Consider the following 26904-nt stretch of genomic DNA (forward strand, 5'->3'; position numbering starts at 1 on the left):
ANGCGGACATGAGCGAGGCCCGCACGCGCTTTGTGCTGGCAGGGCCGTCCGGCGTGCCCACACAGCGCACCGGCAACGACCGGACGTCTGTGGTGTTCCAGCTGCCCAATGAGCCGGGCACGCTCGTTGGTGCCCTGCAGGAATTCGCGTACCGCGGTGTGGACCTCACCCGCATCGAGTCGCGCCCGACGCGGGAGACCGCCCACACGTACAACTTCTACGTCGACCTCGTCGGCCACATCGACGACGTTCCGGTCGCCGAAGCACTGCGTTCCCTGTGGCTGCGCACCACCACGATCGCGTTCCTCGGGTCGTGGCCGCGGTTCGACAGCGGTGACGGTGGCGGGGACGAGCGCGTGGTCGACCCGGAGCGCCTCGAACAAGCCGAAGAGTGGGTCCGCGCGGCCCGAGGAGGAGCATCATGCTGATCTTGCTGCGCCACGGCCAGACCACCTCGAATGTGGACCACAAGCTGGACACTCTCTTGCCCGGCGCCGAGCTGACGGAACTTGGCCGCGAGCAGGCGAAAGCTGCCGGTGAGGAGATCCTGGCCACCTATGATGTCGACCGTGTCATTTCTTCCCAGGCCACCCGAGCGAAGCAGACAGCGCAGATCGCCTTTAGTGAGCGCTTCGGCGACATTCCCGCTGTTGAGGGCATTCAGGAGGTCCACGCCGGTCGCTGGGAAATGCACAATTCGCGGGAGGCGCACGAGGCCTACTTGACCGCGTTCCGCGATTTCTACCGCCGCAAGCTCGAGGCGCTTATCGACGGCGGCGATACCCTCGACCTCTTCCTTTCCCGCTACAAGGGCGGTTTGCTCCCGTACGCCGCTCAGGGCGGGACGACTGTGGCTGTGTCCCACGGCGGCGCGATCCGCGCCTTTTCAGCGAATGCCTGCGAGGTCGATCCCGTCTTCGCCGAGATGAGCTACCTGCCGAACTGCCAGTACGTGGTGCTCGACCCGACCGCGGGCCCGACCGGTGATCCGGTGGAGGATTTCGGGCAGTGGCGCGTTGTCCGCTGGGCCGACTACGAATTGCCGGGCTAGGAGCGGTTCGCGCTAGCCCCAGCCCAAGTGGTGGAGCTCGTGCTCCTCGAGCCCGAAGTAGTGGCCGACTTCGTGGAAGACGGTCACCTTGACCTCGTGACGCAACTCTTCCTCATCCGCGCAGATCGCTTCGAGTGCGTCCTTGTAGATGAACACCGCATCGGGCAGGTACCCCGTGTGGTTTGAGTGCTGCTCCGTAAGCGGCACTCCCTCGAATAAGCCCAGGAGTTCCGGGTTGTCCTCGTTGTAGGGCCGCGCGAGCACGACCATGTTGGTCATGTTGCGGGCGAAGTCCTCGGGGATCTCGTCGAGGGCATCGTTGATCATGCTCTCAAAGAGCTCGTCGCTGACTGGGTTCATACCAGATTCATCACCAGGTCCATCACTGCTGCGGAGCGGGTGCTGCGCTCTGAGCCGCCTGCTGCTTCTTCTGCTCTTCGCGCAGCGGGCGGCGCTCCGGCGGTGCCTTCGGGGTCTGTCCGTCGACTTTCAGTGCCTCGCGGCCGTCTTTTGCTGTGCCCGTAATGGTTGCGAACCGGCCGTCCTTCGGAGCGACCAGCCCGCAGTTGACGGAGCGGCTGCCACCGTCCCACGCCTGGGTGGAAATGGTGCCCCAGTAGACCTGCAGGGTGGACTGGTACAGATTTTCCTCGTTGCCCAGGTAGTCCTCAGCAGCCTTGGCGCATACCCCGCCAAGGTGCTTGTCCTGGTCCTCCGGCGACGGGGTGCGGTCCGCGAACACCGGTGCGAGGTCGACGACAGATGTCACCTCGATGTGGTGCGGCTCGGAGCAGTCGACGTACTGAACATTCTTCGCTTCGTCGGTGACTTCGCAGGTGCCGGGCTCGGCGACGCGGGCCTGGTCCTGGTCGGCGGCGTGGCCGGTGGTGAGGATCGGGGTGCCCTCGCTGTCAGTCTCCTGTAGTCCGCACAGCATGGTGCGGTCGCCGCGTTCCCATGCCTCGGCCGGAGGCAGGATCGGGGCGATGGAGTACCGGCCAGCCGGGTCGTAGCGGCCGTTGAGGTAGCGGATGGAAGCTGTCTGGCACAGCTCCTCCCGCAACTGCGCCTGCCGCGTCGGGTTCGGGGCCTCGGAATTCGGGCCGAACTCTGCGGTGGGGTAGGTGTTCAGATCCTCCCGGGAGGAGACCTCAAAGCGGTGCTCGCCTGCGCAGTCTGTCTCAGTGAAACCGGTGACGGCGCCATCCGCGCCCACATCCCACGTCAGGCACGTGCCGCGGTCGGCAGCAGTGAATGTCGGGGTGGGCTCCTCCGAGGCATCCGCGGCGCTGTGAGCGGTGGGACGGGCGGCGTCGGCATCCGCCTGATCGTCATTGGAGTAGTCCGACGCGGTGGCGTAGGTGCCCACGCCGAGAGCACCTGCCAAGGTCGCCACCAAGATGGTGCGCAGACCGGATGTGCTCAGAGAGGATTTCTGTGCAGCCATGGTGTCCATCATGCCTTATGTAGGGCCACAGGTTAATCCCACGGGGTAGGGTTAGTACCCGTGATCGATCTGAAGTTTCTGCGTGAAAACCCTGACGTTGCCCGCGCCTCGCAGCAGGCCCGCGGTGAAGACCCGGAGCTGGTGGACCAGCTCTTGGCCGCCGACGAAGAGCGCCGCGCCAGCATCCAGAAGGCGGATGAGTTGCGCGGTGAGCAGAAGGCCTTTGGCAAGAAGATCGGCCAGGCCGCTCCCGAGGACCGCCCCGCACTCCTGGAGGGTTCGAACGAACTGAAGGAGAAGGTCAAGGCGGCGGAGGAGGCGCAGAAGGCGGCGGAAGAGGACGTCGAAAAGCTGCAATACCGTATTGCCAACATCGTGGAAGGTGCCCCGGCCGGCGGCGAGGAAGACTTCGTCGTGCTCGAGCATGTGGGCGAGGTGCCTGAATTCGATTTCGAGGTGAAGGACCACCTGGATCTCGGTGAGGCGCTGGGCATCATCGACATGAAGCGCGGCACGAAGGTCGGCGGCGCACGCTTCTACTACCTTGTGGGCGACGGCGCGTGGCTGCAACTGGGCATGCTCATGCTGGCCGCGCAGAAAGCGCGCGAGGTCGGCTTCAAGGTCATGGTTCCGCCGGTGCTGGTGCGCCCGGAGATCATGGCTGGCACGGGCTTCCTCGATGCGCACGACGAGGAGATTTACTACCTCGAGCGCGACGACATGTACCTCGTGGGCACCTCCGAGGTGGCTCTTGCCGGCTACCACAAAGACGAGATCATCGACTTGTCCGACGGCCCGCTGCTCTACGCGGGCTGGTCCTCCTGCTTCCGCCGCGAGGCTGGCTCTTACGGCAAGGACACGAAGGGCATTTTGCGCGTCCACCAGTTCGACAAACTGGAGATGTTCGCGTACTGCAAGCCGGAAGACGCTGAAGAAATGCACCAGAAGCTGCTGGGACTCGAGCGCGAGATGCTCGCCGCCGTCGAGGTGCCTTACCGCATTATCGACGTCGCGGCGGGTGACCTCGGGTCCTCCGCCGCCCGCAAATTCGATACCGAGGCATGGGTCCCGTCGCAGGACACCTACCGTGAGCTGACCTCGACCTCGAACTGCACGACCTTCCAGGGCCGCCGCTTGGGCACCCGCTACCGCGACGCCGACGGCAAGACCCAGACCGTGGCCACGCTCAACGGCACCCTGGCCACCACCCGCTGGCTCGTGGCCATCCTGGAGAACAACCAGCGCCCGGACGGCTCCGTGGTCGTCCCCGAAGCTCTGCGCCCGTGGGTGGGCAAAGATGTCCTGACACCGGAGAAGGGGTAGAAACACCATGCGCCGCATCCACCGCCTGTTCAACGTCCCCGACGATTTCGAGCGCCCGAAACCCCACCCGGTGGAATCGAAAGAGCGGTTCTACCAGGGGATCATCGGGGGCTTCAAGAAGATCATGCAGGCCCAGGGCCTGCAGTTCTACGTCCACGGCGCGGAGAATGTGCCGACAGAAGACGGCGCGCTGTTCGTGATCAACCACACCGGCTACTACGACTTCATCATCGCTGGAATCGGGCCGCACCTCCGTGGCAACCGCCTGGTGCGGTTCATGGCGAAGAAAGAGGTCTTCGACATGAAAGTTGTGGGTTCGCTCATGCACGGCATGAAACATGTGCCGGTGGACCGGGCGGCCGGCGCCGCATCGATCACTGAGGCAGTGAAGTGGCTGCGCAGCGGTGGCTTCGTGGGAATTTTCCCGGAGTCCACCATCTCCCGCTCCTTCGAGCTGTCGGAGTTCAAGTCCGGTGCGGCGCGCATCGCCGACGAGGCCGGCGTGCCCATGATCCCGACGGTGATCTGGGGGTCCCAGCGCATCCTGACCAAGGGGTTGAAGAAGAACCTTGGGCGCTCGCGCACCCCGATCATCGTGTCTTACGGCGAACCCGTCACCACCACTGGCGACGCCGAGCGCGACACCGAGCGCGTGAAAGCCGCCATGCAGGAGCTGCTGGAACGCAACCGCGAAGAATACGCCGAGCGCTTCGGCCCCTTCCCGCAGGGGTTGGACTGGATGCCGGCATCGCTTGGCGGTTCCGCGCCGACGCTCGAGGAGGCCACGGAGATCCTGGCCCGCGAGCGCGCCGAGAAGCAGGCGAAGAAGCAGAAAGCCAAAGAAGCGGAAGGTGACGGGGAGGCTGAAAGGGGCCGTCGATAAGCTGCTTTCTAGCGCCCGCGCGCAGTACGCCGAACTAGAAAACGGGAGGTAGGGGACATGGCGCCGAAGCTCATTGTCAGCGATATCGACGGCACGTTGCTGGACAGTAACGGCCGGGTGAGCCCGCGTCTGCGTGACGCCCTCGCGCGCGCAGTCCGCGCTGGGACCACAGTCGCGCTGGCCACCGGGCGGCCCCACCGTTGGCTCGCGCCGGTGCTGGACCAGCTGCCGTTCACCCCAATGTGCGTGTGCGCGAACGGCGCCGTGGTCTACGATCCGTCGCGCGACGAGGTGCTGCACCGCAACGAGCTCGACCCGGAAACGCTCGGGGAGATCGCCCAAGCGGCATCGGACGCGCTGCAGGGCCGCGGCAATTTCGGGTTCGGCGTGGAGCGCGTGGGTGATTCCGCCTTCGACCCGGAAGATGAATGCTTCCTGATTACCCCCGGCTACAGCACGGACCTGTGGGATATCGGTTACGGCGTTGTGGACGTGGACGAGCTTGTGTCCGTACCGGCCGCGAAAATTCTCGTGCGCCACAATGCAATGACCTCGGCGGAGCTTTTCGACGTCGTCGCGCCCGCCATCGACCCCGAGCGCGCCCACGTGACGTATTCGATGAACGACGGGCTGCTGGAATTCAGCGCACCCGGCATAAATAAGGCTGCGGGCGTCTCCCGTATCGCCGCTGACCTGCGCATTGACCCGTCGCAGATAGTCGCGTTCGGCGACATGCCCAACGACATTGAGATGCTCTCCTGGGCCGGAATGGGCGTGGCCATGGCGGATTCCGCACCGATTGTGCACGACGCCGCGGATGTGACCACCACGTCGAACGACGACTTCGGTGTCGCCCGCGTCATCGAGCAATGGTTCTAGTCCGTAGGGTTTAATAGCCCCCATGCCGTTCATCGCCGCCATCGACCAGGGAACGACCTCGACCCGCTGCTACATCACCACCCACGACGGTGAGGTTGTGGGCACTGCGCAGTTCGAACACGACCAGATCATGCCGCGCGAGGGCTGGGTGGAGCACGATCCAAGACAATTGTGGCGCAACACCCGCCGCGCCCTTTCCGAGGCGCTTGTGGACGCCGACTTGGAGCTCGAAGACGTCGACGCCGTTGGCCTGACCAATCAGCGCGAAACAGCCGTGATCTGGGACAAAAAGACTGGCCGTCCCATCTACAACGCGATTGTGTGGCAAGACACCCGCACCGAGGACTTCGGTCCGGAAGGAGCACCGAAAGACCGCTACATGCGCACCACCGGTCTGCTGGCCAACTCGTACCCGGCCGGGCCGAAGTGGGCGTGGATCCTGGATAACGTCGAGGGAGCCCGCGAGCGTGCGGAGAAGGGTGAGCTGCTCGCCGGCACCGTGGACACCTGGTTGATCTGGAACCTCACCGGCGGCGCGCAGAGCGGGAGGAAGAGCGGCGTGTTCGACCTGTTCACCACCCGCAGCCGGGTCCAACATGTCACCGACGTGACCAACGCATCGCGCACGCTGCTGATGAATTTGGAGACGTTGGACTGGGACGACGACTTGTGCGAGGAGATCGGTGTTCCTCGTGCCATCCTTCCGGAAATTCGCCCCAGCTTCGGGTCTTTCGGCGCGATGCGCCGCAAGAAGGGCAACCGCGATGTGCCGATCACGGGTGTGCTCGGTGACCAGCAGGCCGCGCTCTTCGGCCAAGGCTGTCTGCGCGAGGGCGAAGCGAAGATGACCTACGGCACCGGCCTGTTCATGCTGCTCAACACCGGTGAGGAGGCGCAGTTCTCCGAGCACGGTCTGCTCACCACCGTCGCGTACCAGCACGCGGGTAAGCCTCCCGTGTACGCCCTCGAAGGCTCGGTCGCGGTCGGCGGCTCGCTGATCCAGTGGCTGCGCGACCAGCTGGGCATCCTGACATCCGCCGCGGAGTCGGAAGAGCTCGCCGCCCAGGTGGAAGACTCCGCCGGTGTGGTCATCGTCCCGGCATTCTCGGGTTTATTCGCGCCACGGTGGCGCCCGGATGCCCGCGGCGTGATCACCGGCATCACACGCTTCACCGACCGCCGCCACATCGCCCGCGCGGCGTTGGAAGCGACCTGCCTGCAAACGGTGGAGGTCGTGCGCGCCATGGAGGCGGATTCCGGGATCACCGTGGACAGTCTGCGTGTGGACGGCGGCATGACCGGTAACGACCTGCTCATGCAGATGCAAGCCGACACCCTCGGGGCTGCGGTGGTCCGCCCCGACAATATGGAGACCACCGTGATGGGCGCGGCCAGTGCTGCCTGCGTGGGCGCGGGCCTGGCCGATGAGCCGCTGAGCTTGGGCGGAGAAACAGGCTGGAAAAGCGAAATGGCCGGCCCCGACAGGGACCGGCTCATCGCGCGGTGGGAGGAAGCGGTTGCGCGCTCCCTCGATCTCGCCTAATTACTTATCGACGTTCACGTCCAAGTTCCCAGTACTCGCCTCGTACGTGATGGAACCGCGCTCGAAGTCGATGCGCACGTCGCCGTTGTTTGCCGCTTCGTCGCTCTTGACCGGGCGTCCGAGCGGACCCAAATCCAAGCCCTGCTTGAGCCACGCATCGGCGATCTGCTCCGGCATCAGGATTTCGTCGCCCTGACCGGTGAGGATGGCGATGCCCTTCTCAAAGAACGCGTACTGGTCGCCTCCGACACCCTGCAGCACGCCCTCGAGCTTGCCCAGCGTCGGCTCGAGCTGCGCCCACGCGGCCTTCGCGTCCTCGTTGCCGACCATGTTGACTGCCTGGCCGACCAATGGGCGCGCTTCACTGACCGTCAGACCAGGCAGAATTTCGAGGTTGGCGATATTAGCCACCTGCGACGGGATCATGTCCCTCGCGGCTGCGACCATGAGCAGTGCGCCGGCAGCGGAGCCGGCTGCTGCTGCGATCGCCGCGGGGTCACCGGAGAGCAGTTTCTCAAAGGAGATCTGGCTGGACGTGTTGACCAAATTATTGAACGTGGTGTTGGTGCCGTCGGCGTTAGCGACGGTCCCGGAGGTGCCAGACTGCTGCGGCGGCGTTGCGGACTGGCCCTGCGGTTTCGGCGCAGCCGGCTTCCATGCCGACGTCTTGCCACTCTTGATCTCGTTGTACTTGGTCTTGGCGTAGCTGCGGATGGTGCCCATCTGGGCGTACAGGTTGTCACCCGGGCAGTCGTTGTAGTGGAAGTCGCGGTGGGCGTTGATGTTCGGGAACGTCTTGCCCTGGCCCGCCCGGAACTTCGAGCCACCGAAGTTGAAGTCGGCGGCCAAATAGGAGCTGCCCGTCGGGTCGAAATTGGACACGGCGGCCTTCCACCCGATCATCTCGCCCATGGCCTTGAGCGCCTGCTGGGACGGAGCGGCCGTGCTGTAGTCGCCCATCATGGAGATGCCGAAGGTGTGGGAGTTGAAGCCGCCCACGTGGGCACCCTGGACGGCGCGGTCCAGGCCGCCCGCGCGACCTTCGTAGATGTTGCCGTACTTGTCCACCAACGCGTTGTAGCCGATGTCGCCCCAGCCGCGGGTGATGGCGTGGTACTCCCAGATTCCGCGGACCACACCTGGCGCCTGTGCGGCCGTGTAGTTGTTGGAGCCCGCAGTGTGGTGCACCGTTGCGGCCTTCACCGGCTCGGTGTAGTACGGCGAGCTGCTGCGGCCGGCACCCCACGACGAACGTGAAATCACACGCGGCATGCCGTTGGCGTTGGACTGCGCCGGGGCGATTGCACCGTCGACTGTGCCCTCGCCGCCGTCGATGAACACGGCCTCAAGGTCCTCGGCTTTGGTCACGGGGGCTGCTTCAGCGGGTGCTTCCTCTTCCGGCAGCTCGTCGACGTCCGCTACCGGCGCAATGTCGCCCAGGTTCGACGGCAGCGCGCGGGGCAGGTCGCCGAGTGCCGACGGCGCACCCGGGTCCGGAAGTTCCGGCAGGTCAACGATGTCCGGGCTGGGGAGAGTCTCGTCCGGCACGGCGGGGATCTCGTCCTGGTCGGTCACGGTCTCGGCCAAGTCGAGGTCGGTCTCGCCGAGGTCGACGTTAGCGGTAGAGACCTGAATCTTTGTGGTCGGCTCCACGTAGATCGGCTCGGTGCCCTGGATCTCGGATCCCTGCGGGCCAGCTTCTGGCTGCATGTGGTACCACTCGGACCACGAGCCGTCGGCACGCTGGGCGCGGACGTAGGCTGCGATGTCGCGCTCGCCTGTCCACGTGAGGCCGAAGATGGAGAATTCCTCGTCGCGGGTGAACTCCTTGACGGTGCGGGGCTGGTCGCCTTCGCCCTGCGTAGCGATGGCGGCGTCCTCCACGACGACGTTCTCCCCGTCGCCGAAGGATGCGGAGCTGCTGGTGACATGCACGTCGCCGCCGCCCACGTCTTGGGTCTTGAGGATCTCGTTGCCGCCGAAGGCGCCTGCGGTGACGAGCGCGACGGAGGTGACGGCCGCGAGGACCGGTGTCTTCCTGCCAGAAGACGGATTCAGCCGACGTCGTTGTTTCACGGTGATCGCTCCTGAGTAAATAGTGACAGCTGTGACTAATCTAGAGTTTAAGGTACGAATGTTGCATCTGTTGTCAATGTGATTTCGTGGCGTGTCGCGTGTGCGCCGTACCCCACCGACAGCGCCAGCTAGCCTGGGGTGCATGACTTATGACCTCATCGTCGTCGGATCCGGTTTCTTCGGCCTCACCATCGCCGAACAGGCAGCGAGCGAGCTGGGCAAGCGTGTGCTCGTCGTCGAAAAGCGTGCCCACATCGGGGGCAACGCCTACTCCGAAAAGGAGCCGGAGACCGGCATTGAGGTGCACAAGTACGGTGCCCACCTCTTCCACACCTCGAATGACCGCGTGTGGGAGTACGTCAACCGCTTCACCGATTTCACGGATTACCAGCACCGCGTCTTCGCCATGCACGACGGCACCGCGTACCAGTTCCCGATGGGCCTGGGTCTGATCAACCAATTCTTCGGCCGCTACTACAGCCCGGACGAGGCGCGCCAGCTCATCGAGGAGCAGCGCGAGGGCCTCGACCCCGCCGCCGCGACCAACCTGGAGGAGCGCGGCATCGCGCTCATCGGCAAACCGCTTTACGACGCCTTTGTCAAGCACTACACCGCCAAGCAGTGGCAGACTGATCCGACCGACCTGCCGCCGGAAATCATCTCCCGCCTGCCGGTGCGCTACACCTTTAACAACCGCTACTTCAACGACAAGTACGAGGGTCTGCCCGTCGACGGCTACGCCGCATGGCTGGAGAACATGGCGGCGTCCGAGCTCATCGACGTGAAGCTCGACACCGACTGGTTCGATGTCCGCGACCAGATTCGCGCCGAGTCCCCGGACGCCCCAGTTGTCTACACCGGTCCGCTCGACCGCTACTTCGACTACTCCGAAGGCCGCCTCGGCTGGCGCACCCTCGACTTCGAGCAGGAAGTGCTGGAAGCCGGTGACTTCCAGGGCACCCCGGTGATGAACTACAACGACGCGGACGTCCCGTACACCCGCATCCACGAGTTCCGCCACTTCCACCCGGAGCGCGACTACGGCGACGACAAGACCGTCATTGTCAAGGAGTACAGCCGCTTCGCCGAGGACGATGATGAGGTCTACTACCCGATCAACACCCCCGAGGACCGCTCGAAGCTAGAAGCTTATCGACGTCTCGCCGCCGCCGAGTCCCGCGACAACAAGGTCCTCTTCGGTGGTCGTCTGGGCACCTACCAGTACCTGGACATGCACATGGCGATCGGTGCTGCGCTGTCTGTCTTCGACAACCACGTCCGCCCCTACTTCGCGGACGGCAAGGCCATCGAGCAGCCGCGCGGGCACTAGCGGATAGCGCCCACGCTGCCTATGACCATGTAGATACCGACAATCGCCGCGATCCAGAGAAGCGTCACCTTGGCCTCGTACTGCAGACGTGGGACAGCCTTTTCAAGGCGCGGGAAGAACTTCTGCCCTGCCACGAGGGCAATCGTTGCCAGAATCACGGCTGGCGCGATCATGATCCCGCAGTAGGCGGCAATGGCGGCCACTTGCCCTGCCATAGGCGTATCCCAGTCGCTGATGATTCCCATCGCTGCGATATAAGGCAGCATCGTCGCTGCTTCCGTCAGCGAGGCTCCCGACCCTAAGGCGATCATCTTGGGCAAGCTGGTTTGGAGGGGCTTGTTCAGCTGCTTCGGTAGCTCACCTGGGGCGGGTTTGATTGGATCGGGCCCAAAGATTCCGTAGATGGCCAGAACCGCGCCCAGAACGAGGGTGATCCAGGGGAACACGGGGGTGTCGGTGATTCGTTCTACGTACGAACCGAGGCCGGTGAAGCCCAGGAGCATGGCCACTCCGAGGGCGAAGTACACCGCCGCGACGGTGAGGAGGTATGTGGCGAGTGCCGGTACCCGGACGGATCGCCACATGAGGATGAGCCCCAAAGGGATGACGAGCGTGCCGATGCTCAAGCTGTCGAGCAGGGCCAAACCAACGAGCGAAAGGAGGGAGTGCATGGCAGGAAACCTTCTTTGCCGTACGAACGTATGGGACCCTTACGAACGTACGACAGACTAGGCTGGTGTGCAACCATGAATGACTTTTCGCTCGACCACCAGTTCTCCGAATCGGCTGCTGCCGTGGCGGATGCGACTATCCGGATCATCGCGTCACGGGGTCTCGACGCAGTGAGCGTGCGCGAGGTGGCCAAGGAATCCGGATTCGCCGCGGGATCCGTGCAGTACCATGCCCCGAATAAGGAGATCCTGCTCGCGCACGCATTCATTCGTTCCATCCAGCGGCAAACCGCCCGCGTTGGCGGGGTGCAAGTGCCCGATGATGCATTCGAGGCCTGGGTCGTCCGGCTCTCCGAGCTCCTCCCCCTCGGTGGCGAGCGCCAGGAGGACGCCACGATCTGGGTCACCTACGGTTCCGCTGCGGCGACGCGTGAATGGATAGCCGACCTCTACGGTCAGGTGATCCGCGATTTCCAGAAAGCAGTCCTAGGGGTACTGGGGGACATGGAGCAGGCGGAGCGCAAAGCGCGGCTGATCACGGCGCTGGTGAACGGCCTGACCATCGACAATGTGGGCGCTGCCGAGCCGGAGGCGGATCGTGTTGTCGGAGATCTCCGCGAAGGTCTGCGCTTGATTCTCGGCGTTTAGCTTCCTTCCCCAAGAAATTTCTCGGCTACCGCGGCACCCTGACGGGGTACGAAGAGATCGTTGAAGAAGGAAGATCGATGTGCCGTCGAAAGTCGCCGGTGGACAGACCGTCGAGTTCTTTGACGAGGTGTAGCGCTTCGGCCTCCCCGCTACCATGATCGGGTGACAGTCTTCCTCGCCATTATTGGCCTCCTTCTTGCCACCGCCCTTGTAGCTGCAATCGGCGAGCGCACCGGTCTCCCGTGGCCCGCGCTGCTCACCATCGCAGTCGCTCCGGTGCTGTTCATTCCCGGCATTGAGACCGTTAGTTTGGACACTGAGCTGATCCTGCCGGTGTTCCTGCCGCCGTTGTTGTGGTCTCTGTCCCGCCGCACGAGTTGGGCCATGATCCGCGCGCAGGTGCACGTTGTGCTCGTGATGTCGGTGGTACTGGTCTTCCTCACTGTCGCGGCGCTGACGGCGACAGCGATGTGGCTTATGCCCGGCATCGGTCTCGCGGGGGCGATGGTGCTGGCAGCGGCTATCGCGCCGCCCGACCCGGTAGCCGTAGATGCCGTGGCGGGACCCGCGGGGATTCCGAAACGCATCACCGGCACTCTGCAAACAGAGGGACTGTTCAACGACGCGGCCTCCATCGTTGCGTTCAACGTGGCGCTCGCTGCCCTGGTCGCCGGGGGCGAGGTCGACTTCGCCGAGGGATTCCTCAAATTCCTCTACGCCGCTGCTGCCGCCGTGATCATCGGTCTAGTGGTTGGCCGCTTGTCGGCGATGTTCGTGAACACTGTTCCCGATTCCGTCATCCGCACCGCGTTCACATGGGTGCTCCCCTTCGCTATTTACGTTGCGGCTGAGGAGATTCACGCGTCGGGAGTGATCGCGATCGTGATCGCCGCCGTTGAGATGTCGTCGCGCGCCTCATTCAGCGCCGAGGACCGACTCTCAGGCCAATCCTTCTGGGAGACAGTGGAATTGCTGTTCACCGGCGTTGCTTTCGGCCTCATCGGAATGAGTGTGCGCGACGCAATCGACGATGCCGGGACAAAAGTCGCGGAAGCGCTCCTCATCGGGTTCGTCCTCTCTGCCGTCGCCTTCGTTGTGAGGTTCGCCTGCATGTGGGTGCTCTACCAGTTCAAGAAACGGATGAATCGGACCGACGTTGCTCCGCTGCGCATGCAGGAAGTGCTGCTCATGACCTGGGCCGGTATGCGCGGCTTGGTCACCTTGGCACTCGTGCTGTCCATTCCTGCCGGAACAACGCAGTACCACCACGAATTCTCCGTCATCGCCCTCAGCGTGCTCACCTTCACCATGGTCATTCCCGGCCTGCTTCTGCCGTGGCTCGTGGGCAAGCTCGACCTAGATTCCGGTCCGGATGCGCAAGGCGATAGGGTCAACGCCGAGCTCAACCAGCGGGTGTACCAAGCTGCCCGCAAAGCCGTGCAAGAGTATGGACCCGAGTACGCGCCCGAAGCCTACGACATGGTTCAGGAGTGGCTGAACGCAATGGCGGAGAAGCGGCATGTGGATCCGGAGGGGTCCAAGGAGCGTCGAAAAGCATTTGCGCGAGCGCGACAAGCTGCTGCTGACATGCAACGCATCGCGCTTGAAGCAGCAACTGCCGAGATGCAGCAAGCTCGCCGGGAGCGGCGCTACAACCCCGCGGACGTGGACGCGGTGCTTGACGAGATCGACCGGATGGTCATCGCGAGTGAGCGGGACGCTTTCGCGTCCCCGGGGCAGATGATCGCACAGCGAGACCCCAGACAGCCACCACGAACGGCAGCGCCATGAACATGTAGGACGGCATGTGGCCGGGCTGCTCATCAAACGCCTCAACCCCCGTCGCCGGCCAAACAGGGTTGGCGAAGGTGAAGAGCAGCACGACGATCGTGACCGGCCAATGCATGGGGGAGTGGCGGCGGCACACCGTGAGCACGAACGGGATGAACCAGATGGCGTAGTAGAACTGCATCAGCCCGCTGGCCATGAAGCCGCCGGCGAAGCACACGGCCACCGCGGTGAAACAGAACATCACTGGGTCGATGTCCTTCCACCGCCACAAAGCGGCGATGGCGGCGAGCGTGCCCGCCACCATGAGGACCGTCAGCACAGTCACCACAGCATCAGGCCACTCGAGTACGATGCCGAGGCCGGCGATCGAGCCGTTGAAACGCGGCCGGGGTTCGCTCAAATAGGGGACCAGGTTAGTGAAGAACAGCTCGGGTTCCGCGATGGTGAACCACCCGAAAATGAACGTCGCCGCCGCCACAAGAGCGGCGATGACGACAACGGCGACTTGGGCGTAGGCCAGAGACACAATGAAGAGCACGCCGAACTGCGGCTTGATGGACACGGCGACCCCAGCTATGACTCCGGCGATCCACGCTTCCGGCCGGTTGAAATGCCCGAGCCACCCCACGTGTTGTTCGCGTAGGCGCAGGGAAAACCATACGAACAGAACGAGGAGCAGCAGTAGGAAACCGTTGATGTTGGTCAACACCAGCGTGGTACGGACCGGCTCCGGCGTGATGAAGAAGAAACTCACAGCGACTGGGAAGATGACGTGAAACCAGCGCGGGGCGACCATTCGCGTGGCAATCGCGATCGCTCCGATCACGCACGCGGCACCCAAGTAGGCCATGACGGCGCGCGCCATGGCCTCATTCGGGAACAATCCCACCGGCGAAATCAGCACGGTGCCCGCCGGACTGTAGAGGTAGTGCGGCATATCGATCGTGTAGTCCGAGTTGAACACGGGCTCGCCGGCAAGGTACTTCCTCGCTGCATTCCAGATCGGAGTGAAGTCCGTGCCGGGGTTTGCGGCGGGAAGCATGAGCGCTGTCCGGAACAGCACAAACATCATCAGCGTGTACAGCAGCGGCGGCGCCACACGAAGTGCCTGGTTGGCCTTGACCGTGGGAATGCGGCGGGTGGCTATGGAGTCGTCGATATGCACAGCGCGGAGATTAGCACGCCAAAAAATCTACAGGCGCACCGAAAGTGACGTAGAGGTAAACACATGGGGCAGCGTGTAGCGAAATAGGTTAACTACGGGTAAACGTCCTGTATGTCTGTCACCCCTCAGAATTACATTCAGCGCGTACGGCCAGGTAAAAGGCTATGTAATTCGTTGACATCTATCAATGCTTGTTGTTTACCAACTATCTGCTAAAGTTAACGACAGGTTAACAAAGAGCGAAGCTCGAAACCTTGTCCGGGGTTTCCCTCGGGCACACCTTCAACTTCATGGCAATCAGAAAACGAAAGGAGGATGCCATGATCGCAATCAACAACATTTCCAAGGACCTGCACGCTCGGTTCGACGAGGAACTCGGCGCACACATCGTCGAGACGATCTTCCGCGACACCTTGAGCGAGCACCTGCAGCATGCGAGCGTGACCGATTGGGTCCCCGTGCTCGCCGGCCGCGATGCAGCCGATAGGCTCGTGCGCTTCGCAGACGGCACCCTCGATACCGGCGACCGCTCCGGATCCTTGATTGCCGCATAACGCGAACCGAATCTGCCTCGTTCCAGGAACTCCCTGGTGCGGGGCTTTTTCGTTCTACACATTCACAGGTTCGCGCGCGGTGTCCGAGAACGAGTCGATGTCCTCCCACTTCTCCCTCTCAGGATGGGGCGTCATCGAGTTGTCGCGCCGGGTCGTCGAATGATTGTCGGAAACGAACGCCGATCCATCGCCCATGAAAAAGCGGATTTGGTGACCGTGCCGCTCGATTTGCGCCCAGCCGTCAGTCACGAGTGAATGGCAGGCGCTGCACAACGGGATGAGGTTGTCCAAATTCGTTTCGCCGCCGTCGGCCCACTCCTCCATATGGTGGATCTCCATGAACCGGGTGTGCGTGCAACCCGGCATTGCGCACTGGTGGCCCCACATGGTCATCAGAGCATTGACCTGCGCATCCGTCGCTAAGCGTTGTGCGCGCCCGACGTTGAGAATGAGCCCGGCACTGTCTGCGACGTTGAGGCGCGCTAACCCGTTGGCCACCAGATTCGTCAGTGCCTTGGAGGGCACCTTCGGTGCCGTTGGCATGTAGGCGTGACCGTCAGCATTGAGCACGATGTTGACGTGTGCGCCCGGAGTGCGCAAGGTGTTGGTGGCTTTTGTGCGCACCATGTGGACCATTCCCATGAAGGACTGGAGCAATGACCGCCCGATGGGCATACCGTAGCCAGAGACAGTTTGGCGCGCCGGCCGGGCCTCTTCCGCTGCAGACTGTTGCTCTGCGTGTTCCTGCTCGTAATAAGCAGTCTCGCCGATTTTCAGGGCGGCTTTGAATAGGGCACCGTCGGTGCCGCTCATGACTAGTTCAGCAGCCACCTCGCCACTCGGGAGATCCTTAACGCGCAGGTAATGATCGGGTTTCTCCGGCTCTGGCTCTGCGGTTTCTTTTCCTGCGAGGTATCTCTTCATTTGCTCGTGGCCGAGCTCCTTGGCGGCTTCAACAAGCTCTACCTCGTTGTCCGGGGTCAGATACTTGAGCAGTAGGCGCACAGTGGAGTAATCGATCTCGGCGGCGCGGAATGCCTGCATAAGAAAGGTGAAGTGCACCGCCTGCCTGGAGACACGCTGCCATTCGTACGCGGTGGACGCCGCAACACCGAATTCACGCACAAGCCATGACGACGTACACGATGAGCCGAAGGCCTGTGCGAAGTTGTTAACGTCGAAGTCATATATGAGTTGGAGCAGCTCGGCCTTGTTCTTAGTCATCGCTTGGAACAAGTGTCGGATTCGGTCGACGAGGAGTATCACGTCGTTGTCGTACTTCAGCGTCCGCATGTGTTTACCTGCCGTTTTGTCGTTGGTTTGAAGGTTTGAACGGACTGTACAAAACGGAGTGAACCATCGACGTGGGCTCAAGACCGGGGCCTGTGGATAACTTCGGGGCACCCGACATCCCGAACTATGCCCTGCATAGTTCCTGCGGTTTTCGGAGCCGCCCGGCGGGAAACGTCCGGCATGAGTCGCGCGGCAAGATTCGAACGGTGCGCGGTCAGAGAGAGGCCCGACTATGCCCTGCATAGTTCCTGCGGATTTCAACGCAGATCAGGCAGCGGGGTAAGCCGCTTCCGCCTGCCCGCGAGAAGCGGATCGTAGGGAAGCGTCCACGACCTATGCCCTGCATAGTTCCTGCGGTTCTTCGGAACGTACTCAACTGATATTCAGGGGCGGATGCCGTTGGTAGCCGCCAGTATTACGGCCTGCTCCCGCGCGCCGGGCCAGGGCGTGTCCGGCCCAGCTATTACCCTTGAGTCCGTGAATGACATGAAAGCTGTCGACGTCCTGCAACGTATTTTGTTGCCCCGCAAAGGTGAGCCGCACGATGTGCGAATGCTCTACCTCATCGAGTCGGAGCAGAATACTCAACGGGTGAGCTGGCCGGACCGTTCGCGGGTGAGCGTTCCTGAGGGGGCGGAGGTCTCCTTCCAGACGTACTTCAACGCGTTTCCAGCTTCCTACTGGCGCCGTTGGTCCCAATTGGACACGGTGGTGCTGGGCATGGACGTCGAGGGTGCGGCGACGATTTCGGTGTACCGCTCTAAACAGGACGGGACTCGCATCTCCGTCCTCAACGTCAGTGCGGCGGATGAGCGTGTGGAGATCCCTCTGCCGCTGCGCAACTTTGAGGACGGCGGCTGGCTCTGGTTCGATGTGACGACTGAGACGGGGCAGGGCGAGACACAGATCAGCAATGCTGGCTGGTACGCGCCGTGCGAGCCGGGCGAGCAGGTGTTGCCGGACGGAACAACGATCGCGCCGTCTGAGAAGAAGGTCGCGGTGGGCATTCCCACGTTCAACCGTCCGCGCGACGCGGTCAACGCTTTGCATGCGCTGGCGGAAGACCCGCTGGTGCTCGGCGCGATCACGGATGTGCTCATGCCGGACCAGGGCGACCAGCACCCGGCGGATGAGCCCGATTTCGCTGAAGCGGAAGAGAACCTCCAGGGGCGTCTCAAGATTTTCGGCCAGGGCAATCTCGGCGGATCTGGCGGTTACTCGCGCATCATGTACGAAGCGCTGCACCAGACGGATGCACCGTTCATCCTGTACATGGACGACGACATTGCGATCGAGCCGGATTCGATTCTGCGCGCGGTGCAGGTGGCACGGTACGCCAAGAGCCCGATCCTGGTGGGCGGGCAGATGCTCAACCTGCAGGACCGCAGTCAGCTGCGCACCTCCGGTGAGCAGGTCAACCGCGGCGACTTCATGTGGGGCGGCGCGCCGCATGCCGTGTACGACCACGACTTCGCCAAGTATCCGCTCGGCTACGTGGGTACGGAGGAAGAAGACCTCGACCCCCGCAAGACCACGTCGCGTCCGCTGCACAGGCGTATCGACGTTGAATTCAACGGTTGGTGGATGTGCCTCTTCCCCCGCGTTGTGGCAGAGAAAATGGGATTGCCGCTGCCGTTGTTCATCAAGTGGGACGACACGGAATACTCCCTGCGTGCAGGGCAGGCAGGCTTTCCCACGGTCACCTGGCCCGGTGCCGCCATCTGGCACATGGCCTGGGCGGACAAGGACGATGCGATTGACTGGCAGGCGTACTTCCACCTGCGCAACCGCCTGATCGTTGCAGCGATGTACCTCGAGGGCGACCCGAAGGGGCTGTTGAAGTCCATCGCCAAGTCCACCGCGAAGCACTACTTGTGCATGGAATATTCCACGATGGCCATCCAGAACGAGGCGATGAAGGACTTCCTTAAAGGACCCGACCAGCTCTTCGACATTCTTGAGTCGGCGCTGCCACGGATCCAGGGCATCCGCAAGGACTACCCGGACGCCCAGGTCATCGCGTCAGCGGCGGATCTTCCCGCCCCGACGGGCGCGCCGGGAGTGCCGACGAAGAAGTTCGGTGGTCGCCTAGCCCGGGTGAAGAAGATCCCGCTGGCAATCAAGGGTGCTTTGCACCTGCGCAAACCGGAAGATCGTGCGCACTGGGAAGCCCCGCAGCTCAACCTGACGGCGGAGGAAGCCCGCTGGTACACGCTCTCCCGCGTGGATTCCGCGACGGTGTCCACTGCTGGCGGCACTGGCGTGGCCTTCCGCAAGCGCGACAAGGAGCTGGCTACTGATCTCGCGAACGAGCAAAAGGAGCTGCGCGCGGAGATCAGGGAGCGGTGGCCGGAGCTCACCCGCGCGTACCGCGAGGCGAAGCCGAAGCTGACCAGCCACGAGAACTGGGAGAAGATCTTCGATGAGCAATAAGAACGCGAACAGCACGAACGCGTGGGATAACGCGGAAGCGGGCATTCTCAGCCAGATCCAGGCCGTGCTTTTCGACGCCGCCGGTGTCCTCCCCGCCGCGCGCGGCATGAGCCACTTCGGGGAGCATGCCTTGGGCTGGATGGGCATTTCGGCTGTGGGCGCGGCCCTCGACAAGAAGCGCCGGCGTAAGTGGCTGGCTATGGGCGCGGGTGCGTTCACGGCGCATGCGGCGTCGGTGGTGCTCAAGCGCATTGTCCGCCGGCGCCGCCCGGATGATCCTCGGGTGAGAGTCGGCGTGGGTACTCCGTCGAAGTTGAGTTTTCCGAGTTCACATGCGACGTCGACAAGCGCTGCAATGGTGCACGTGGCCGACATCACTGGGTCGAAACTCCCGTACGCCGGAATCCCAATTATGATGACCTCCCGCATGGTCCTGGGGGTGCACTATCCCACGGACACCCTTGCCGGCGCGTTGCTCGGCATTGGGGTGGCACGAGCCGCAATCGACATTGAGAGGCGAACAGCGTGACACAGCCGGTAGACGAGCCGTTTCTGAAGTCCGAGCCCCACACGGAGGGCGTCGACTACAACCGTAAGAAGACTCCGCCGAAGAACCTGCCGGATGCGATGATCAAAGGTCTGCGCCCGAAGCAGTGGGTCAAGAACGTCCTGGTGTTGGCCGCACCGCTGGCCGCTGGCGCCGACTCGTTCACGTCGCACACGTTCGTCGATATCGCACTCGCGTTCGTGGTGTTCTGCTTCGGGGCGTCTTCGATCTACCTGATCAACGACGCGCGCGACGTGGAGGCGGACCGTGAGCACCCCACGAAGCGTTTCCGTCCGATCGCGTCGGGCATGCTGCCGATCAACCTGGCTTACGTCATGTCGGTCGTGCTCATCGTCGCGGCGGTCGGCCTGTCGTTCCTGGCTACGGATGGCCCTGCGCTGGCCACCGTTGTCGGCGTATACATCGCGCTGCAGCTGGGCTACTGCTTCGGTTGGAAGCACATCCCGGTGATCGATATCGCGCTGGTGTCTTCGGGCTTCATGCTTCGCGCCATGGCTGGCGGTGTCGCGGCGGGTATTGAACTCTCGCAGTGGTTCCTACTGGTCGCGGCGTTCGGCTCGCTGTTCATGGCCTCCGGTAAGCGGTATGCGGAACTGTTGCTGGCGGAGCGCACGGGCGCGAAAATCCGCAAGTCGCTGCAAGGCTACACGCAGACGTACCTGCGCTTTGTGTGGACGCTGTCCGCAACAGCGGTGGTCATGTCCTACGCACTGTGGGGCTTCACGCTTAGCGACGGAGTCGAGGCCGGCCAGGGCCTGTGGTACCAGATTTCGATGGTGCCGTTCATCATTGCCATCCTGCGCTACGCGGCGGAGGTTGACAGCGGTAACGGCGGTGCGCCCGACGAGATCGCGCTGGAAGACCGCGTCCTGCAGCTGCTGGCTCTACTGTGGATCCTCGCCATCGTGATGGCTGTCTATATTGTCCCGTCATTCAGCTAATATGTCGCGCATGGAAAAACGCGCCCGCTTATCGCTGCTCATCTCGGCGGCGGCTGCGGGCGTTTTCGCTTTCTGGGGCGGGTGGGCCCGCCGCTGGATCAGCGACGACGGCTTGATCGTCCTGCGCACAGTGCGCAATATCCTGGCGGGGAACGGGCCTGTCTTCAATATCGGCGAGCGCGTCGAGGCGAACACGTCGACCCTGTGGCAATACCTCATTGCGGTATTCAGCTGGGTCCCGGGGCTGCGGCTCGAAGATGTGGCGATGTGGCTGGCCTTGATCTGCACCGTCGTCGGAGTCGTCGCGGCGGTGGTCGCCTCGGGCCGGCTGTGGCAACGGGTGCATCCCGGTCTGGTCGCACCGTTCGGCGTGATCATTTACCTCGCGCTACCGCCGGCACGGGACTTCGCTACCTCTGGTCTGGAGTGGGGGCTGTCTCTGGCTTGGATCGGTGTGTGGTGGGCGCTCCTGGTGGCGTGGTCGCAGCACAGTGAACGGCACCCGCGCACGGAGGTGTTTCTGGCGTTTTGGGCTGGGTTGTCGTGGTTGGTCCGGCCGGAACTAGCGCTCTACGGCGGGTTGACCGGGATCGTTTTGCTCGCGGCGAGCAGGAGTGATTGGCGGCGCATCGGGAAGATTCTCGCGGCTGCTTTGCCGGTGCCGGCGGCGTACCAGATCTTCAGGATGGGGTACTACGGTCTGCTCACCCCCCACACCGCTGTAGCGAAATCAGCGTCGGGCTCCTATTGGGGTACCGGTGCCCGCTATGTGTGGGACACGGTCAGCCCGTACGCGCTGTGGGCGCCGCTGGTTATCGCGGCCGCGCTGGGTGTGTGGTGGACTCTGCGGTTGCCGTCGCAGGAGAAGCTTGTGACCGCACTGGCGTTGACCTGCGGTGTGCTGCACCTGTTGTACGTCGTACGTGTGGGCGGGGACTTCATGCACGGGCGAATGGTTCTGCTGCCGCTGTTCGCGATTTTGCTGCCGGTCGCGGCAGTGCCCCTGACAGCGGTCGGGAGCGTGGCAGCGATTGCTGTGGCGTTGTGGGCGGGCATCGTCGTCTTCAGGGGGCACGATCTCGGCTTCGAACCGTTCGAGGAGGGGCCGGAAAACCTGACCATTGTCGACGAGCGTGAATTCTGGACGGCGGTGCTCTTGCGTGAGTCCGGGGATCCGCCGCGCTACGCCGAGGACTTCCTGGCCAGCGATCTGATGGGCGGTTGGGAGCAGGGGCTCGAGCGCGCAGCTGAGGAGAATGCCGCTGCCGTGAACCTCGTCTTGTTGCAAAAGGATCCGTATGTGTACACATGGGAGCCACTCGAGCGCGCGAAGCGGGATTCGGACCTGCAGAACATTCCCACTACCGCGTACCTGATCAACTTGGGCATGGTGAGCGCGAACTCGGACCTCAATGTGCGCGTGCTTGACGATGTCGGGCTCGCCACCCCACTCGCCGCACGTCAACCGCGCCTCGAAGGTGGCCGGATCGGCCACGATAAACACTTGCCCGCCCACTGGAAATTCGCGGATACGGCGATGGACGCGGAGGTGGCGCCGTGGGGCGTCGATAAGCAGAAAGTGCTTCAGGCGCGCGCGGCGCTGCGCACGCCTGAGATCGCGGAACTGCTGGCCACCTCGCGTGAGCCGATGAGTGCGCAGCGTTTTCTCAAGAACATGAAGTTCTCCGTCACCCAGGGTCGAACCCTCCAGGTCTCCGACGATCCGGCTGTGTATCTCGACGGCGAAACGCTGGAGCGTATCTCCCAAGGTGAAGATGTGGGGCTTGCGGGCCAGCAAGTCGCCTGGCCTGTCAAGTGAGTGGAACCGATTCGTCCCCCTTGATAACATCGCGATAACGCTTTGCGATACACCTGTGTGTAATCACAAATTTTCCTGACTGATCTGATTGGTGGACTCATGAACGCGATTCACTCCATGCGTCGCACGCTTCTCGCCCTGGTGATGACGGTGGCTGCCGCGATGTCGCTCATGGTCGCAGCTCCGGGCGAAGCTCAGGCTGCGGACAACCGCGGTTGGTTGCGCAAAGATGCGACCGGCCACTGCACGTGGGATCCAGTGAAGTACTGGGTCCAGCGCTGCGACGTGTACTCCCCGGCGATGGGCCGCAACATTCCGGTACAGATCGTGCCGGCTGCCCGCGGCGGTAACGCTGGCCTTTACTTGCTTGACGGCCTGCGCGCCACGGAGCGCACCAATGCGTGGGTGAGCGACGTCAACGCGGCGGCGGTCTACGCGCACTCCAACATCACCCTGGTGATGCCGGTCGGTGGCGAGTCTTCGTTCTACGCGGACTGGAACTACGACCCGAAGTACGGCAACGGTAAGCCGTACAAGTGGGAGACCTTCCTGACTCGTGAGCTGCCCGGTTACCTGGAGCGCAACTTCGGCGTGTCCCCGCGCAACAACTCGGTGATAGGTCTGTCCATGGGCGCCACCGGTGCGATGAACCTGGCTGCCAAGCACCCCAACCAGTTCCGTCAGGTGCTGTCGTTCTCCGGCTACCTCACCACCACGCTGCCGGGTGCCCAGGCCATGCTGCACGTGGCCATGCTTGATTCCGGTGGGTACAACCTCAACGCGATGTACGGTTCCCTGCTGAACCCGCGTCGTTTTGAGAACGATCCGTTCCTGAACATGGGCGGACTGCGCAACAGTGACATCTACATCTCCGCCGCATCCGGTATCCCGGGACCGAAGGACGCGAAGTACCTGCCGCAGCACCAGGCGGCTGGGGCGGCACTCGAATTCGGTTCGATGCTGACCACGCGTACGTGGGAAGCTAAGGCGCGGGCACAGGGCCTGCGCGTGACGTCGGATTACCCGGCGCAGGGCCTGCACAACTGGGAGCAGTTCGGTGCCCAGCTGTACAAGACGAAGAAGCGCGTTCTCGATCACATGAATGCCTGGTAAAAACCGTGCGGTCATGCCCCGTTGGGGCTGGCCGTTCGCGCTTTTCACAGGTCTTTTCACCGCGCTGATCGTCGGGCCGCAAAGCAGCGGCGACGACTGGTCCAGTCTCTGGATCGGCGGGATCCTCGCCGGGCGCGGTGAGTGGGCTGAGGCCTACTCGATTCATCCCGCGGATTTCGCTGCCACCGGTTCCGCCGTGTGGGAGCGACTCCGGTTGGAGGAGACTACCGCGGGTGTCGCCCACCCCTTTGTGCACAACCCGGGTGTGGCAATACTCATGGCCGCAGTGACAGAGGTGACCACTTTCACGGTGTCGCTCTATGTGCTCACTTTCTTGAGCGGTGCGTGCGCTCCCCTGATGGTGGCGCTCAGCTACTACTTCTGGGCCGATAAGACCATCAGTCTGAATCTGCTCGTTCCGCTGTCGTTGCTGGTGTGGGCAACTGACGGATTCCGGGCGGCCCTCGGATTGGGCCAGACGAGCCCGTTGATATTCACGGTCTGCTTCGCAGCGTTGGCGCTTGCGCGTACTAGACCGATTGTGGCGGCGGGCCTACTGACGGCGGCCGCGTTCGTGAAGCTGACCCCGCTAGTGGTAATTGTAGGATTCCTTCTGGCTCCGTCGTACCGCCGGGCGGGGGTGTACGCTGCGGTGGCGTCGATAAGCAGCTTCGGATTGTCCTGGTTGACGCTTGGACGTGCCCACGCGGAGTGGTTCGATGCCCTCGGGCAATTTGGCTCCAAGCAGCTCGTCTCCACAATCAACTCAGCTCTCGGATCGCTGCTGCATGCGCCGATGAGAGGGAAGGCGGTCGTGGCCGCCGTGGAGCCCCGGCCGGGGTACTACCTTCTGGTTGCGGCTGTGATCATTCTCGTCCTGGGAGCGTTCGCGCTGACCTGTTCGCGCGTCGGTTTTGTGCCTGAAAAGCAGCTCGTGGTGTTGAGTCTGCTTGGGCCGATGTTGGTGGCCAATATTCTGTGGGTCCACTATTCGTCTGCGCTTGTACTGCCGCTGATCGGCATTCTCGTGGCCGGCGTGGCGGCAGGGGACCGGAGGCTCGTGGTTTTCACCGTCGTGGGCAGCTTCGTTCTGTTGGCGCCGTACCAATTCAGGTTTAGTGAGACCTATAACCCGACCACCATCGCACTCTTCGTGCTGTGGTTCGCGACGGTCGTGGTGGTGGCGGCCTCGACAGCGTTGTCGTCGCCCGCGATGGTATTGGCGGAGAAAACAACGGTGCCCGGACTTGCTCGGCGTGTCACCGTGTAAAGTCTCAAGTGAAACTTAAACTTCATAGCGAAGACCGGGCCCGGCCTGGGGGAGGGGAACCCCTAGGCCGGAGCGCCCGTTAGTCCGCCGTACCGTCAACTAACAAAGGGCTCTCTAACATGCGCTTTTCACCCCGACGTTCTCCCCGCAAGGTCACCAAAGGCCAATTGCTCGCAGTCGCCGCAGTTCCCACAGCCGTCGCTGTCGGGGTAGCCGTCATGCCGGCGGTTGCACAGAACAGTTCCTCCGGCATGTCCAGCGCCCTGTCATCGGGCCGCGGCATTTCTGACGGCCTGCGTCCCTCCGATCCGCCGCCCCGCACCCCGATTGAGGTGGACCAGCACCCGCAGATCCCGGGCTTGCCTGCGGGCGTGTCGGTGGAGCGCATCGAATGGCTGACGCAGCGCCGCGTCGCAGTGTTCATCAACTCCGCGGCAATGCCGGACAAGCCGATCCAGGTTCAGATTCTGCTGGCACGCGATTGGCACTCCAACCCGCAGGCGAAGTTCCCCGAGGTTTGGGCGCTCGACGGTCTGCGCGCGCGTGAGGACGAGAGCGGCTGGACCATCGAGACCAATATCGAGCAGTTCTACGCCGACAAGAACGTCAACGTCATCATGCCGGTGGGTGGCGAGTCCTCCTTCTACTCGGACTGGCAGAAACCGAGCAACGGCAAGCACTACAACTGGGAGACGTTCCTGACCAAGGAGCTCGTCCCGCTGCTCAACGAGCACTACCGCTCCAACGGCAAGCGTGCTGTTGTCGGCCTGTCCATGGGCGGCACCGCCGCGGTCAACCTGGCCGAGCGCAACCCGAACCTGTTCGACTTTGTGGGCTCCTTCTCTGGTTACCTGGACACCACCACTTCCGGTATGCCGCTGGCCATCAAGGCGGCGCAGCTGGATGCCGGCGGGTACGACTCTGAGGCGATGTGGGGTCCGCTGGGCTCCCAGGACTGGATCGACCACGATCCGAAGCTGGGTATTGAGAACCTCAAGGGCAAGACGGTGTACGTCTCCGCCGGTTCCGGCCAGGATGACTACGGCAAGCCCAACTCGGTGGCATCCGCCCCGGCTGTTCCGGCTGGTGTGGGCCTGGAGGTCATCTCCCGCATGTCCACGCAGACCTTCGAGCGCTACGCGCACAAGGCGGGCGTGCCCGTGATCACCCGCTACCGCCCGTCCGGTGTCCACGCGTGGGATTACTGGCAGTTCGAAATGACTCAGGCGTGGCCGCACATCGCGGATGCTCTGGGCGTGTCTAAGGCTGACCGCGGCGCAGACTGTGCCCCGGTCGGAGCAATTGCTGAAGCGACCAAGAGCGGTGTGATCGGCAGCTGCGTCACCAATGAGTACGACGTTGCCGGTGGCAAGGGCAAGGCGGAAGAGTTCCGCGGCGGCACCGCGTTCTGGTCCCCGGAGACCGGCGCGCAGCTGCTGGTGGGCGCCATCCTGGCCAAGTACAACCAGCTCGCAGGGCCGGGCGGATGGCTCGGCTTCCCCAAGACCGGCGAGCTGTCCACTCCGGACGGTAAGGGACGCTTTGTCCACTTCCAGCACGGTTCCATTTACTGGACGCCGGGCACAGGTGCGCAGGCCATCCCCGGCGACATGTTCGCGGCATGGGGTGCCGGCGGTTACGAGCGCGGCCCGCTCGGCTACCCGGTCGAGGAGGCCCAGTCGGTCGGCGGCGGCTACGTGCAGAAGTTTGAAAAGGGCTACCTGACCCGCAACCCAGAGAAAGACGGCGAGACCAAGCACTTCTTCGTATATGGTGCGCTCGGAGCGAAGTACGGCGAGATGGGTGGGCCGGCGTCGAAGCTGGGCTACCCGACGGGCAACGAGAAGAAGATCAACGGCGGCTACTTCCAGGAATTCGAGAACGGTAACCTCTACTGGTCCCCGTCCAGTGGGGCGCACGCGATTTACCGTGGCGCGATTTTCGACCACTGGGGCAAGAACGGCTGGGAGCAGGGTAAATTCGGTTGGCCGACTTCCGACATGACGGAGATCCCGACCGGCGGCCTGACCATCTCCTTCCAGAACGGAAGCCTGGATCAGGTCTTCGGCCAGGTCCGCGAGCGGAAGAACTAGAAGAGCGAAGCGT

At 63.3% G+C, this 26904-nt stretch carries 22 protein-coding genes and 1 pseudogene; 17 read left to right on the top strand and 6 right to left on the bottom strand.

Going from position 1 to position 26904, the window contains the following annotated elements; genetic code table 11:
* Nucleotides 1-2: 2 nt before the first annotated feature.
* Nucleotides 3-428: pseudogene (locus tag CZ338_RS11405) on the top strand (ACT domain-containing protein); the annotation flags it as partial.
* A complete protein-coding gene (locus CZ338_RS05685; RefSeq protein WP_087117332.1) occupies nt 422-1051 on the top strand; it encodes a histidine phosphatase family protein in 630 nt (209 codons plus the stop codon). The pseudogene CZ338_RS11405 and the gene CZ338_RS05685, both read left to right, overlap by 7 nt.
* A gap of 12 nt (nt 1052-1063) precedes the next feature.
* Here the strand turns inward: CZ338_RS05685 and CZ338_RS05690 are convergent, their stop codons facing one another.
* Both CZ338_RS05690 and CZ338_RS05695 read right to left on the bottom strand, forming a co-directional pair.
* Nucleotides 1064-1411 (bottom strand): metallopeptidase family protein, encoded by a 348-nt coding sequence (locus CZ338_RS05690; RefSeq protein WP_087117333.1) that lies wholly within the window; start codon nt 1409-1411, stop codon nt 1064-1066.
* Between the two features lie 22 nt (nt 1412-1433).
* Nucleotides 1434-2498: a septum formation family protein gene (locus CZ338_RS05695; protein ID WP_087117561.1), complete on the bottom strand. Its 1065-nt coding sequence runs from the start codon at nt 2496-2498 to the stop codon at nt 1434-1436.
* Nucleotides 2499-2558: 60 nt separating this feature from the next.
* On the opposite strand from CZ338_RS05695, the gene serS reads away from it, so the two are divergent.
* Genes serS through glpK form a run of 4 tightly spaced genes read left to right on the top strand, consistent with a single transcriptional unit; the run spans nt 2559 to nt 7126 of the window.
* A complete protein-coding gene (gene serS, locus CZ338_RS05700; RefSeq protein WP_087117334.1) occupies nt 2559-3821 on the top strand; it encodes a serine--tRNA ligase in 1263 nt (420 codons plus the stop codon).
* A gap of 7 nt (nt 3822-3828) precedes the next feature.
* Complete coding sequence (locus CZ338_RS05705) at nt 3829-4704, top strand: lysophospholipid acyltransferase family protein (RefSeq protein ID WP_087117335.1); 876 nt, start codon at nt 3829-3831, stop codon at nt 4702-4704.
* A 57-nt stretch (nt 4705-4761) separates the two neighbouring features.
* Nucleotides 4762-5583, top strand: coding sequence for an HAD family hydrolase (locus tag CZ338_RS05710; RefSeq protein WP_087117336.1), 822 nt, complete (start codon nt 4762-4764; stop codon nt 5581-5583).
* A 22-nt stretch (nt 5584-5605) separates the two neighbouring features.
* Nucleotides 5606-7126, top strand: coding sequence for a glycerol kinase GlpK (glpK, locus tag CZ338_RS05715; RefSeq protein ID WP_087117337.1), 1521 nt, complete (start codon nt 5606-5608; stop codon nt 7124-7126).
* On the opposite strand, the gene CZ338_RS05720 is transcribed toward glpK, so the two are convergent.
* A complete protein-coding gene (locus CZ338_RS05720) occupies nt 7127-9202 on the bottom strand; it encodes an N-acetylmuramoyl-L-alanine amidase (protein ID WP_235839468.1) in 2076 nt (691 codons plus the stop codon). It lies immediately after the preceding gene.
* Between the two features lie 142 nt (nt 9203-9344).
* Here CZ338_RS05720 and glf point away from each other — a divergent pair, with 142 nt between their 5' ends.
* Nucleotides 9345-10532, top strand: a complete 1188-nt coding sequence (gene glf / locus CZ338_RS05725) for a UDP-galactopyranose mutase (protein ID WP_087117339.1) — start codon at nt 9345-9347, stop codon at nt 10530-10532.
* On the opposite strand, the gene CZ338_RS05730 is transcribed toward glf, so the two are convergent.
* Nucleotides 10529-11203 carry a GAP family protein gene (locus CZ338_RS05730; protein ID WP_087117340.1) on the bottom strand — a complete coding sequence of 225 codons (675 nt, stop codon included), beginning with the start codon at nt 11201-11203 and terminating at the stop codon, nt 10529-10531. The genes glf and CZ338_RS05730 overlap by 4 nt on opposite strands.
* Before the next feature lie 75 nt (nt 11204-11278).
* Between CZ338_RS05730 and CZ338_RS05735 the strand changes: the two genes are divergently transcribed.
* On the top strand, nt 11279-11851 hold the full coding sequence (locus tag CZ338_RS05735) for a TetR/AcrR family transcriptional regulator (RefSeq protein WP_087117341.1): 573 nt from the start codon (nt 11279-11281) through the stop codon (nt 11849-11851).
* Nucleotides 11852-12013: 162 nt separating this feature from the next.
* A complete protein-coding gene (locus tag CZ338_RS05740) occupies nt 12014-13642 on the top strand; it encodes a cation:proton antiporter (protein WP_087117342.1) in 1629 nt (542 codons plus the stop codon).
* Here the strand turns inward: CZ338_RS05740 and CZ338_RS05745 are convergent.
* A complete protein-coding gene (locus tag CZ338_RS05745) occupies nt 13551-14807 on the bottom strand; it encodes a glycosyltransferase family 87 protein (protein ID WP_087117343.1) in 1257 nt (418 codons plus the stop codon). The two genes, CZ338_RS05740 and CZ338_RS05745, sit on opposite strands and share 92 nt — an antisense overlap.
* A gap of 320 nt (nt 14808-15127) precedes the next feature.
* Here CZ338_RS05745 and CZ338_RS05750 point away from each other — a divergent pair, with 320 nt between their 5' ends.
* Nucleotides 15128-15361 (top strand): three-helix bundle dimerization domain-containing protein, encoded by a 234-nt coding sequence (locus tag CZ338_RS05750; protein WP_087117344.1) that lies wholly within the window; start codon nt 15128-15130, stop codon nt 15359-15361.
* A 54-nt stretch (nt 15362-15415) separates the two neighbouring features.
* Here CZ338_RS05750 and CZ338_RS05755 read toward each other — a convergent pair whose 3' ends face one another.
* Entirely contained in the window at nt 15416-16585 is a 1170-nt protein-coding gene (locus CZ338_RS05755; protein WP_204211880.1) for an HNH endonuclease signature motif containing protein, read from the bottom strand.
* A gap of 555 nt (nt 16586-17140) precedes the next feature.
* Here CZ338_RS05755 and CZ338_RS05760 point away from each other — a divergent pair.
* The 7 genes from CZ338_RS05760 to CZ338_RS05790 all read left to right on the top strand — a co-directional run bounded on the left by CZ338_RS05760 (nt 17141) and on the right by CZ338_RS05790 (nt 26891).
* Nucleotides 17141-19087 (top strand): glycosyltransferase, encoded by a 1947-nt coding sequence (locus CZ338_RS05760; protein ID WP_087117346.1) that lies wholly within the window; start codon nt 17141-17143, stop codon nt 19085-19087.
* On the top strand, nt 19077-19616 hold the full coding sequence (locus CZ338_RS05765) for a phosphatase PAP2 family protein (RefSeq protein WP_087117347.1): 540 nt from the start codon (nt 19077-19079) through the stop codon (nt 19614-19616). The genes CZ338_RS05760 and CZ338_RS05765 overlap by 11 nt, the downstream gene beginning before the upstream one ends.
* On the top strand, nt 19613-20596 hold the full coding sequence (locus CZ338_RS05770) for a decaprenyl-phosphate phosphoribosyltransferase (RefSeq protein ID WP_087117348.1): 984 nt from the start codon (nt 19613-19615) through the stop codon (nt 20594-20596). Before CZ338_RS05765 ends, CZ338_RS05770 begins: the two co-directional genes overlap by 4 nt.
* A gap of 10 nt (nt 20597-20606) precedes the next feature.
* Complete coding sequence (gene zomB / locus CZ338_RS05775; RefSeq protein WP_087117562.1) at nt 20607-22415, top strand: flagellar motor control protein ZomB; 1809 nt, start codon at nt 20607-20609, stop codon at nt 22413-22415.
* A gap of 99 nt (nt 22416-22514) precedes the next feature.
* Nucleotides 22515-23528: an alpha/beta hydrolase gene (locus CZ338_RS05780; RefSeq protein ID WP_087117349.1), complete on the top strand. Its 1014-nt coding sequence runs from the start codon at nt 22515-22517 to the stop codon at nt 23526-23528.
* A 13-nt stretch (nt 23529-23541) separates the two neighbouring features.
* On the top strand, nt 23542-24798 hold the full coding sequence (locus tag CZ338_RS05785; protein ID WP_162287312.1) for a glycosyltransferase family 87 protein: 1257 nt from the start codon (nt 23542-23544) through the stop codon (nt 24796-24798).
* 119 nt (nt 24799-24917) lie between these two features.
* Entirely contained in the window at nt 24918-26891 is a 1974-nt protein-coding gene (locus tag CZ338_RS05790; RefSeq protein ID WP_087117351.1) for an alpha/beta hydrolase-fold protein, read from the top strand.
* The last annotated feature ends 13 nt before the right edge of the window (nt 26892-26904 follow it).

This window comes from Corynebacterium urinipleomorphum, assembly GCF_900155535.1.
Taxonomy (GTDB): Bacteria; Actinomycetota; Actinomycetes; order Mycobacteriales; family Mycobacteriaceae; genus Corynebacterium; species Corynebacterium urinipleomorphum.